The sequence below is a fragment of the uncultured Acetobacterium sp. genome, from assembly GCF_927416815.1.
Classification (GTDB): domain Bacteria; phylum Bacillota; class Clostridia; order Eubacteriales; family Eubacteriaceae; genus Acetobacterium.
This window is the reverse complement of sequence record NZ_CAKMJU010000071.1, coordinates 1-7742: the sequence shown is the minus strand read 5'-3', so window position 1 is coordinate 7742 and position 7742 is coordinate 1. Positions and strand designations below refer to the sequence as shown.

General features: G+C 46.8%; 6 protein-coding genes and 1 other RNA gene. 5 read left to right on the top strand and 2 right to left on the bottom strand.

Annotated elements, in window-relative coordinates; all coding sequences use genetic code 11:
- Window positions 1–147: 147 nt before the first annotated feature.
- The gene (locus QZ998_RS10915; protein WP_296560539.1) at window positions 148–1506 is read left to right on the top strand and encodes a transposase; all 1359 of its coding nucleotides are present in this window, start codon (window positions 148–150) and stop codon (window positions 1504–1506) included.
- 10 nt (window positions 1507–1516) lie between these two features.
- Here QZ998_RS10915 and QZ998_RS10910 read toward each other — a convergent pair whose 3' ends face one another.
- Together QZ998_RS10910 and ffs are read right to left on the bottom strand one after the other, a co-directional pair.
- On the bottom strand, window positions 1517–2656 hold the full coding sequence (locus QZ998_RS10910; RefSeq protein ID WP_296560538.1) for a 1-propanol dehydrogenase PduQ: 1140 nt from the start codon (window positions 2654–2656) through the stop codon (window positions 1517–1519).
- A gap of 215 nt (window positions 2657–2871) precedes the next feature.
- Window positions 2872–3137, bottom strand: an RNA gene (gene ffs, locus QZ998_RS10905) — signal recognition particle sRNA large type.
- 140 nt (window positions 3138–3277) lie between these two features.
- On the opposite strand from ffs, the gene QZ998_RS10900 reads away from it, so the two are divergent.
- The 4 genes from QZ998_RS10900 (at window position 3278) to QZ998_RS10885 (ending at window position 7363) form a co-directional block, all read left to right on the top strand.
- Complete coding sequence (locus QZ998_RS10900; RefSeq protein WP_296560537.1) at window positions 3278–4954, top strand: 2-oxoacid:acceptor oxidoreductase subunit alpha; 1677 nt, start codon at window positions 3278–3280, stop codon at window positions 4952–4954.
- A gap of 1 nt (window position 4955) precedes the next feature.
- The gene (locus tag QZ998_RS10895; protein WP_296560535.1) at window positions 4956–5807 is read left to right on the top strand and encodes a 2-oxoacid:ferredoxin oxidoreductase subunit beta; all 852 of its coding nucleotides are present in this window, start codon (window positions 4956–4958) and stop codon (window positions 5805–5807) included.
- An 87-nt stretch (window positions 5808–5894) separates the two neighbouring features.
- On the top strand, window positions 5895–7130 hold the full coding sequence (locus QZ998_RS10890; protein WP_296560534.1) for an iron-containing alcohol dehydrogenase: 1236 nt from the start codon (window positions 5895–5897) through the stop codon (window positions 7128–7130).
- Window positions 7103–7363, top strand: a complete 261-nt coding sequence (locus tag QZ998_RS10885; RefSeq protein ID WP_296560532.1) for a MoaD/ThiS family protein — start codon at window positions 7103–7105, stop codon at window positions 7361–7363. Before QZ998_RS10890 ends, QZ998_RS10885 begins: the two co-directional genes overlap by 28 nt.
- Window positions 7364–7742: the final 379 nt, after the last annotated feature.

Here is a 7742-nt window from a genome sequence, read left to right as displayed (position 1 = left end):
TTTCCCAGCTCAAAAATACAGCTGAGCCATTACACATAGCCATTTAAACTTCTAAAAATATAGAAGTTGACAGAAAAATGCACCCAACGTCTGATATAATGTAGATGCAAACCAAACAAAAATCAGACAGGAAAGGTGCATACCACTATGATAAACCAAAACAACCCATCTGAACAGACAAAAATTGCATTTTTAAAAGCTTTTAAGGCATTGAAACTGGCAGGATTACTCAGAGATTCAGGAATCCGTAAAGCACAGGGCATAAAAGTTGCTCAAGTTTTCGAATTGCTGTTACTCCTTGCGTTTCAGGGAAAAAATCTGTATCGCTATCTGGATTCAAAATATCAGGAAACAGCGGCATCCAAAAATACTTACTATCGTTTTTTGAATACCTCAACTTACAACTGGCGGCGGTTTCTGACATCGCTGTCAGCTAAAGTCATTACGTCATTCAGCCGGTTGACTCGTCCGGATCGCGTCAAGGCTTTTGTTCTGGATGATTCGGTTATCAGCCGGAACCGGAGCAAGCATGTGGAATTGCTGGCCAATCTCTATGATCACGCCGACCATCGCTTCATCAAAGGTTTTACCATGCTGGCGCTTGGCTGGACCGATGGTTATAGTTTTGTACCAACCGATTTTGCGATGATGTCATCGGCCAGCAAAAAAAATCGGATACAAGAAGTTTCAGAATCAATTGACAAACGCACCAGTGGTTACAAACGCCGAAGCGAAGCCATCAAAAAGAAAACCGATGTCGCTGTTCAAATGATCAGAAATGCGCTAAAGCAAGGTATTCAGGCAGATTATGTTTTAATGGATACCTGGTTTACCCACGAACCCATGATTCGGGCCATTCTGGATGAGGGACTGGATGTGATTGGGATGGTTAAGCAGTTGAAACAACGTTATCACTACAAAGAAGGTTTTTATAGCCTTTCGGAGTTGCGAAAAGTCTTACCGAAACATACGCCCGGAAACCAGTTTGGATCCATCATTGTAAAAACGAAAAACGGGATCCCGGTTAAACTTGTTTTTGTTAGAAACCGTAATAAAAAAAGTGATTGGCTGACAGTACTCAGTACCGATTTATCCTTGTCTGATGAAGAAATCATCCGCATTTATGGGAATCGGTGGAGCATAGAAGTTTTCTTCAAATCCACTAAGTCACTCATGAAGCTTGGTACCGAATTTCAGGGGCGAAGCTATGATATGATGATCAGCCACACAACCATTGTTTTTACCCGATACATCCTGCTGGAATGGCTTCGCCGAAGCGAAAATGATGATAAAACCTTGTGCGAATTATTCTTCAGGCTTTGTGACGACATCCAGGATATGTCACTCTCAACCGCTCTTCAAAGTTTGATGAGCTTATTTGTTGAACAATTAAATTTGGTAGGCTCTAGAAAGTCTACACTGTTAAAAAATCAACTCCAGCAATGGATTGACTCTCAGGCCTCTTTTATAAAGGCTTTGTTTAGTGAATTAAGCTGGGAAAGTTGAGACAATTATCTTAGCTACCGTAATAAGCCTGATCCATCACGCCTTGCATGGTTTCTCTGGTCACGGTCACCGGATTGGTGGTGGTGCAGATATCCGCCATCGCCTTATCTAGCATTTCTTGCCGGGCACTGAGGTAGTCGGCTTCGGATACGCCTGAAGCCTTAAGCGAAACCGGGATATTTAGTGACGCACTGAGTGCCACTACGCTGTTATACAGGGTTTCGGTGGCATCGCCAGAGACGTTTAGAATCCCGGAACCGCTTAACAACCGGGCATACTGATGCTGCACCCATTCGTCCTGACCGTTAAATTTGATCACATAGGGCAGGACAATCGCATTGGCGAGGCCGTGGGGCAGATGAAAAATCGCCCCAAAAGCATGGGCAATACTGTGGGTGATGCCCAGACCGGCACTGTTAAAGGCGATCCCGGCCATACAGGAGGCAATCTGCATACTGCCTTTGGCTTCTAGATCGGAGCCATTGAGATAACTCGGGTAGAGACTACGGAAGACCAGTTCCACCGCCTTATTGGCATAACAGCGGGCAAAGGGATTGTTATTGGTGGAAATAAAGGCTTCAATGGCATGGGTCATCACATCCATTCCGGTGGCTGCCGTCGCACCGGCTGGGACACTTTCAATGAGACTAGGATCAAGAATCGCCTCGTCGGGCATCATTAAAATATCAGTTAGAGGAATTTTAGTGTTTTTCTGTTTATCGGTAATGACAGCGTATTCGGTTACCTCAGAACCAGTTCCGGCGGTCGTCGGGATGGCGATAAAGGTCGGTTTATGAACATAGCGATCTTCAAAAAAGATCCGTTTGAAATTCACGCAATAAAAAATTATCGCCTTGGCGGCATCAATAACTGATCCGCCACCGAGGGCAATCAGGGCATCGGGCTTGTTCATAATAATATGCATCAGTCCTTTTTCGACAATTTCAGTCGAGGGATCGGATTCAATATCGGCAAAAACGTGGTAGCTAATGCCTTTAACGTCCAGTTCATCGGTTAATTTTTTTAACAGACCAAACTTGACCATCCCCTGGTCGGTGGCAATACAGACATTTTTAAAATTATGTTTCTCTATTTGTTTCAGGGCACCTTCCCCATAATAAATTGCTGGCTTGACTTGAAAAAATCGCATCGGTTTTTTCCTCACATTCTTTAAATTATTCTGTCCGTCTATCGGAAGTCACACACATCAACGCTTTCGTTTTTCATTATAGCAAGAATAATTATTGAATGACAGGTCATCGCTAATTTTTATTCCATGATGACCATTAAGTATCCTAATTTTGCAGCAACGTAAAAAGTCTATCGGATACCAGACTCGGTCTGGCATTCAATAGACTTTTTTTGTCGTGCACCCCACTTCGACTACCAACTTCCAAGCGTTACACAGGCAGTTAGCTCAAATCAGATGATCCTCCGGCACATAGAAGGTCTTACTTACCGCTGCTTCATTCCTGACCTGACGGGGTTCATAAGTTTCTATTGCGAAGGGTCCAACTCTCAACGCTACTTTCCTCTGGCAGACCTCAAACCTTGGCGCCTCGATGGGGAATTCAACCCTGCTACAGCGGGTTGCAGGTTACAAAGCACCGCTAACTCTCCGTCTAGCACGACTTCATTATTATAGCCTATTAATTTATAATTGACAAGAAAAAATAAATCCTTTAAGAAAGATGAAAATGCCATTAATTGGGTAAATAACAACTAAGCCATGATTATCCTTGGCTATCTTATTTTGAATGGAGGGTTCAGTTTGTATAATATACTTTTAGGCGGAGCCGCCGGAGATGGCATTGAAACAATGGCCGGTCTTCTAGAAAAAATGCTGAAACAATCGGGTTGTCATCTTTTTACGATCCGTGATTTTATGTCGCGGGTAAGAGGTGGCCATAATTTTACCCAGATCCGCTTTGGCGACCAACCGCTGCATGCCCACCGGGATACCCTCGACGGAATCTTTACCGTTGATGAAAAAAGCTATCAGGAACACCAGCCCCGGCTTTCTTATGATGGTTTTATTTTATGTGACAAGGCCTTAGCGATTGACGATTTCCGGGCGATTAAATTACCCTTTAAAAAGATCGCCACCGATCTTGGAAATCCCAAAGTGATCAACAGCGTGGCCACCGGAGCCTTGCTTAAGCTCTTTAATATCCCTCTTGATCATGCCGCTGCAATTATTAAGTCAAACCTCCGGGCTGATCTGGTCGAGATCAACTTAAGCGCCATCAACAAGGGCTACGATTTACTGGAATCGCATTATGATTTGCCACTGATCGAAACCTCGGAAGACCTGATGTTATCGGGAAATAACGCGATTGGCTTAGGCGCTGTCGCGGCTGGACTGCGTTTTTATTCGGCCTACCCGATGTCCCCATCAACCAGCCTATTAGACTTCTTTAATGCGCATAGCAGCACCATGGCGATCGCTGTCGAACAGGCCGAGGACGAAATTGCCGCCATCAACATGGCTATCGGTGCCTCTTACGCCGGAGCCACTGCGATGACTGGCACCTCTGGTGGTGGCTTTTCACTGATGGTCGAAGCCTTGGGCTTTTCTGGCATCGCCGAAATTCCGCTGGTGGCGGTAGACGTCCAACGTCCCGGACCGGCTACTGGCTTTCCGACGCGAACCGAACAAAGCGATCTAAAATTTGTCATCTCGGCCTCCCAGGGGGAATTCCCGCGGATGGTTATCGCCTTGCGCGATCATACTGATTGCTTCTACCAGACCGCTCGGAGCCTGGCGCTGGCAAAAAAATATCAAATTCCGGTGATTCTCTTAAGCGATCAATACCTGGCTGATTCGACCACCACCATCCCGATTCTTAACGCCAGTGAAATTGTCCGTTACGACGAACCAGAAGCTCCGGTTCCGACCCCAGATCACCCCTATAAACGCTACGCCCTGACCGAAAACGGCATTTCACCGCTAGCCATCCCAGGAAAATCAGAAGCCCTGGTGCGGGTCGATAGCGATGAGCATGATGAATCGGGTCAGATTACCGAATCTGCTACCGTCCGCAATCAGATGGTGCAAAAACGGATGCACAAGCTGGAAGGATTAAAAAAAGAACTGATCGAACCAGAGTTTTGGGGGGCGCAGCAATGTCAATCACTATTAGTCGGCTTTGGTTCCACCAGTGGCGCGATTAAAGAAGCCGTCGACATCCTCAATCAGGAAGAAAAAAACTACGGCGCCCTGCTTTTCGGAGATATTTGCCCGCTGCCGACCGAACGACTGCGGCATTTTTGTGATCAGGTAATGGAAATAATCAACGTCGAACAAAATGCCACCGGCCAGCTCGCTTCACTGATCCGGGAAGAAACCCTGATCAGCTGCGAACACAGTATTCTCAAATATGATGGCCGCCAATTATCGGTCGACGATATTTTAACCGGCATTAAAAATTTTAAGGGAGGTTTCTGATATGAGCAAACCAGCATTCACTAACTATGAAACAGCCTGGTGCCCAGGTTGCGGTAATTTCGCTATAATCGAAACCCTGACCGGTGTTTTAAACCAGCTGGAAAGACCACCTCATCAGGTTGTCCTGGTCGGTGGTATTGGCCAGGCCGCCAAAACAAACCAATACATCACCGCCAATGGCTTTAGCGGTCTCCATGGCCGATCCCTGCCAGCAGCAGTCGCCATTAAAATCGCCAACGATGACCTGACCGTGATTGTCAATACCGGCGATGGCGATTCCTATGGCGAAGGGGGCAATCACTTTCTCCACAATATCCGTCGCAACGTTGACATCACCCATTTTGTTCACGACAATCAGATCTATGGTCTGACTAAGGGGCAACCCTCGCCTACCTCGAATCGCTGCGACCTCACCGATAACAGCAACCCCTGTAATCTGGGGGCAAGCTTCAATCCGCTGCTGATTGCGATTGCCGCCGGGGCTACCTTTGTGGCGCGTTCTTTTTCTGGCGACAAGAAACATCTGGCCGAGATGATGACAGCCGCCATTCAGCATCCCGGTTACGCCCTGGTCGATATCCTCCAGCCCTGCGTCAGCTTTAACAAGACCAACACCTTTGCCTACTACAAAAAACGGGTTAAGCCGCTTGACGAAGGCTATGACACCACCAATAAACTGGCAGCGCTTGAAAAAGCGATGGAATTTGGCGACACCATCCCAATCGGTATCCTCTATCGGGAACAGGCGCCAACCTACGCTGCTAAACACCCGGAACTGTTTGATAAGGTTCCGCTAGTTGATAAACAGATTAATCAAAGCGATGTCCAGGCGTTAATCAATAGTTATATCTAATCCAAATGAATTCGAAAAGAGGTAATCTTATGGATCCTAAATTATTTTACCAGTGCAATGATTGTAATGCAAAATGGAGGTTACGTCATGCAACGTGTACTTAAGAGCTTTCAAAATTTTCCTTACCGTAGTTCCCAGTTTGTGATGAAGCAAGTCGCCCAGGTGTTGCCGTTGCCGATTCCCCCAGTTCTTCAGGGCGCTGGGATGGTACGGCGCTTTCCCGAAATCATCACCATTTCAGGGGTCACCAAAGTTCTGGTAGTGACCGACAAACCGCTTTATTCAATGGGCTTACTGGATTCTTTTTTATGCGCCCTGGAAACTAACGGCATCGATGCGATTGTGTTTGACAAGGTTCAACCCAACCCCACCTTTGAAAATGTCGAAGATGGGCTAGCCCTGTATTACAGCAGCAATTGCCAGGGGGTAGTGGCCTTTGGCGGTGGCTCTTCAATTGATTGCGGCAAAATCATAGCAGCCAAGGTCACCAATCGCAAAAGCATCGAAAAAATGCGCGGGCTTTTTAAACTGACCCATAGGCTGCCGCCATTTTTTGCCATCCCGACGACCTCAGGAGCCGGTTCCGAGGCAACCATCTGTGCTGTGATCACCGATGTTAAAAACCATGAAAAGTTTGCCATCAATGATCCCAAACTGGTGCCTCTGGCAACGGTGTTTGATCCGGAGCTGACGGTGGGACTGCCACCTTCGCTGACTGCCACCACCGGGATGGATGCCCTGACCCATGCGGTGGAAGCCTATATCGGAAAATACGACACCAGCTTTGTCAAAGAAAAAGCCTTGAATGCCACTGAAATTATCATTAACAACCTGGAAAACACCTATCACCATGGCGATGATCTGGAGCTGCGGCTAAAAATGGCTCAGGCTTCCTTTGATGCCGGACTGGCCTTCACCCGTGCCTATGTTGGCTATGTCCATGCCATCGCCCACGCCATGGGCGGCTTTTACGGTGTTCCCCACGGTTTGGCCAATGCCATTATTCTGCCTTATATTCTTGAATTTTCAAAACAGTCCGCCGCAAAAAAACTGGCTGAACTGGCTTTCTATGCCGGTCTGGGACAAGCCATGAATGACGATGAAACACTGGCTGATCTCTTGATTGAAAAAATAAAAGCAATGAATACCAGTATGGGCATTCCTACCACGATTTATGCCCTGAAAGAAAAAGACATTCCCGAGCTGACGAAACGAATTCTCAAAGAAGGAAATCCAACCTACCCGGTTCCCCGGATTATGAATATTCAGGAATGCTCTGAGATCCTGATTAAGCTTTGTCCCAAAACAGCTTCCACGGTCTGATGAAAATTCAGGTCTATCCGCCACCATTTGCCAACCTCTCCGTTCTGGATGAGGATGGCATGATGGTGCTGCCCCCAGGAGCCCGGCTGGCGACTGTTTACCGCCGGCTCAAAATTCCCCTGTTGTTACAGCCCCTGGTGATTTGCCACGTCAACTACCAACGGGTGAAATTAAGTACCCAGTTAAAAGATGGAGATGTGATCAGTTTTATACTCCCCCTTGCTGGAGGATGAGAGGTAATTTTTTTGAAAGGTTATTGCGGAAAAATACTGATGGTGGATCTTTCCGATTCCACCTTCGACGAAATTAAAATCCCTGATACAATTTACGAGCATTTTCTTTCCGGGGTCGGCCTGGGTGCCTATATCTTATCCCGGATTTCGAGTAACGGGGTCTGCAGGCCGCAAAAATACAGCATTCCCCGTTTTTTTTCTGTCACTACCTTCTCTCATTCACTGAGGTTTTCCGGCGTTTAACCAGATCGACAATCCCGAAGATCTGATAAATTTCGTGGTGGCGCTTCTCAGGGTTGCCGGAAAACCTCAGTGAATGAGAGAAGGTAGTGACAGAAAAAAAACGGGGAATGCTGTATTTTTGCGGCCTGCAGACCCC

Coding starts and splice junctions, on each gene's coding strand:
- QZ998_RS10915 (WP_296560539.1), top strand. CDS start 148: ATGATAAACCAAAACAACCCATCTGAACAGACAAAAATTGCATTTTTA.
- QZ998_RS10910 (WP_296560538.1), bottom strand. CDS start 2,656: ATGCGATTTTTTCAAGTCAAGCCAGCAATTTATTATGGGGAAGGTGCC.
- QZ998_RS10895 (WP_296560535.1), top strand. CDS start 4,956: ATGAGCAAACCAGCATTCACTAACTATGAAACAGCCTGGTGCCCAGGT.
- QZ998_RS10890 (WP_296560534.1), top strand. CDS start 5,895: ATGCAACGTGTACTTAAGAGCTTTCAAAATTTTCCTTACCGTAGTTCC.